Source organism: Citreicoccus inhibens (assembly GCF_019039035.1).
Classification (GTDB): Bacteria; Myxococcota; Myxococcia; order Myxococcales; family Myxococcaceae; genus Citreicoccus; species Citreicoccus inhibens.
Window position 1 is genome coordinate 1 of sequence record NZ_JAHNZT010000098.1, and the last position, 2,631, is coordinate 2,631.

The 2,631-nt window shown below is 62.6% G+C and carries 3 protein-coding genes and 1 pseudogene; 3 read left to right on the plus strand and 1 reads right to left on the minus strand.

All coding sequences use genetic code 11. The annotated features are described in order from the left end of the window. Window positions 1-330 precede the first annotated feature (330 nt). Window positions 331-660, plus strand: a complete 330-nt coding sequence (locus tag KRR26_RS36305) for a hypothetical protein (RefSeq protein ID WP_217082174.1) — start codon at window positions 331-333, stop codon at window positions 658-660. Between the two features lie 378 nt (window positions 661-1,038). Then, window positions 1,039-1,452 (plus strand): transposase, encoded by a 414-nt coding sequence (locus tag KRR26_RS37965; RefSeq protein WP_407931765.1) that lies wholly within the window; start codon window positions 1,039-1,041, stop codon window positions 1,450-1,452. A gap of 47 nt (window positions 1,453-1,499) precedes the next feature. On the opposite strand, the gene KRR26_RS36315 is transcribed toward KRR26_RS37965, so the two are convergent. After that, the gene (locus tag KRR26_RS36315) at window positions 1,500-1,736 is read right to left on the minus strand and encodes a DUF3606 domain-containing protein (RefSeq protein WP_328707283.1); all 237 of its coding nucleotides are present in this window, start codon (window positions 1,734-1,736) and stop codon (window positions 1,500-1,502) included. 401 nt (window positions 1,737-2,137) lie between these two features. On the opposite strand from KRR26_RS36315, the pseudogene KRR26_RS37280 reads away from it, so the two are divergent. Next, window positions 2,138-2,416 (plus strand): annotated as a pseudogene (locus KRR26_RS37280) (IS4 family transposase); the annotation flags it as partial. Window positions 2,417-2,631: the final 215 nt, after the last annotated feature.

The following is a 2,631-nucleotide window of genomic DNA, read 5'->3' on the forward strand; positions in this document are numbered from 1 at the left end:
AGGGCTCGCTTCTTCTTCTGGTACTTGCTCACACAGGGCCGAACGGAGTGGGTTCCTGCCGCTTCCCCACTCGTCCAGCGCCTGCCTACCCTCCGGGCCGATCGGGAATCACGCCTCGTCGTTTAGCCGGTGGCTTCAGCCTGGGCGCTCTGGAGTGCCTGGAGAGCGGCACGGTCATCGCCGTGGACGTCTTTCCAGCGACCTTCGGTCCCAAGACGGGCGCGGACCGCGTCGTTCAGGTGCGCACCCGCCACTGCAGCATCGACCGCGACTTGGTGGTCCTGACGGCCGGCCCTCCCAGACGGTACGTGGTGCATTGCCCAGGGAGAGTTGGACAAGGGAGGCTCGTCCAACGGCTGCGCCTACGACCCGCCGCTCCTGGACCTAGTCCACCTGATCGACCCCCACCGCCATACCCTGCGCATGCGCACCTCGTACAGCAGCGGTGCCACCGCAGATTCGGGGGAGAAGGTCTGTGCCTGCGACAAGCGGATCTCCTTCTGGGACGTGCAGGGCCACACCCTGGTCCTCCGGCTCTCGGTGCCCGAGGGCCCTGTCAATCTCAGCGGGAAGTTCCCCCGGGTGGTGCGAGCACTGGACGACGACCGGAAGCCGCGGACCTATCAATTCAACGGACAGACGTATCAACCCACCCCCTGAAGCATCTCGCCCCGTCGGTTCAGCCCACGGGGCGCTCGCCAAACCGGATGAGCCCAAGGTGGCATTGGATCTTGTTGTTCTAGTTACCATCCTCCAAGCCTCCCGAGAGCGTCCCCGACAGCCGGCTTGTGCTCTGCTGATGCGTCAGGACCCTTGCCTTGTTGACCTGGGCATCCGTGCCCTGCGGCCGGTCCGAATGATACCGGTCGATGAACACACGTCTCGCTTGTTGGTAGTAGGGCGGCGAGACGATGCCCCCTGCATTACAACCAGTTTCGTCCTCCCTCGAGCCTTGGCTACCTCACGCCTCTGGAATTTCGACGGAAGTGCGAAGCAGTGGTACCCACCCCATCCCGGACGGAACCTCTCTCGTAATCAGTGGTCCGAAGAATCCAGGCAGGTCACCGGTTGCGCTGGCAGGTGGAGCTCGTCTTCAAGGGACTCAAGCAGCACCTCAACCTCGATGCCATGCCAAGCAACACCAGGCATGTCGTCCAGCTATTTGTGTGGGCCGCTCTCTTGGCCCTGGTGCGCTCACGCACGGTTGCCGGCTGGCTACAGCCTCTGGCCACGCTCGTGGGCCTGGCCGCGAAGGTACGTCCCATTCTCGTCAGTCGCGCGCTTCAAGGTGCAGTGCAGCTCCTGGCTCGGGTGTTGACGGCCCAAGCTTCGCAGATTGGAGCGCTCCTGCGGCTCTTAATTGTGGAGGCCGTCTCGGAAGTGCGCACGCCCAACGTCCGCAGAGAGGACTCCTTCCGAAGACTGCGCCCACTCCTGCCTGCGAGCCCGTAAAGGGATCACGGATGACGATCGTTGGTTTAGTTGCACTCGCTAGACTGCTACTTCTTCTTCGCGAGATACTCCCGGACTGCCACGGCCGAGTTGCCAACGGCCTTTACTGCGGCGCGAAGCTCCGCCTCGGTACACCCAAGTGCCATGCACCAATCCCGGACCTCATAGTCCTGCCCCAGACTGATGAGCTTGTTGTCCGGAGCTCCGCGCTTGGTCTTGTCGTCTCCCACGTTGTATTCCTTTCTTGCCTCGAGAACTCCTGAAGCCGTGACGTTCAGCGCCACGAAATCAGTAGTAATGCGAGTACCGGGGGCGTCAAGATGAAGTCACTCATCAGCACTGCAGGGCATGGGGTTGGCAACGCGACTGCACAGTCATACTGGACAATCACTATCATCCCATAGCTAAGGATGGCTATCCGGCTGTCAGAACGAGCAGCCAGACAGCTCTCAATCGAATGCAAAGCATTGACTTCACCTCGACCTTAGACGCACCCCTTTAAACATCGCTCCCGCGAGGCATGGCTGCGGAGGGCAAGCAGATGTACGAGGCGGGCGGTCGCTCGTCAGGCGTGCCGTGGCCACTGTACGGACGGTGGCACCTTGGCCACTTTGGGGCTGGGGGTTCTACCGACATGTTCGATGCCATCGTGGAGCGCTTCCTTACCCAGAGTCCACTCACCGTCATGGCCCGGGTGGTGCTGGAGCGTGCCTGTGACGCAGCGTGGGTCGATGCGGCATTCCATGAGCACCGAGGACGGCAGTACGAGCGCGAGTTGCTGTTCTCCGACGTCGTCGACCGAATGAGTCTGGTGGTGCTGGGCATGCGCCCCTCACTGCATGCCGCGGCGCAACGGCATCGCCTTCCCGTCTCGGTGCAAGCGCTCTACAAGAAGGTGAACCGGACCGAGCCGGCTGTCCTCAGGGCGCTGGTACGTGGTGCGTATGCTCGGTTGGCCCCGGTGCGCTGTGCGATGGGCCAGGGGGACGCGGTTTGCGAAGGGATGCCCGTCCGAAGGTCAAGTCCCGAATCGTGTGTAGTTGGTTCGGAGGGGGGGGGCGGGGGAGGAAAGCTCCTTTGGGCATCATTCAGCGGTGTCTGGGTTTGAAGTCAGCAGGGCCATGTCGAGGTAGCGGCGGTCACCCCAGATGCCAGTGACTTCGAGGGCGACGGCGGTGA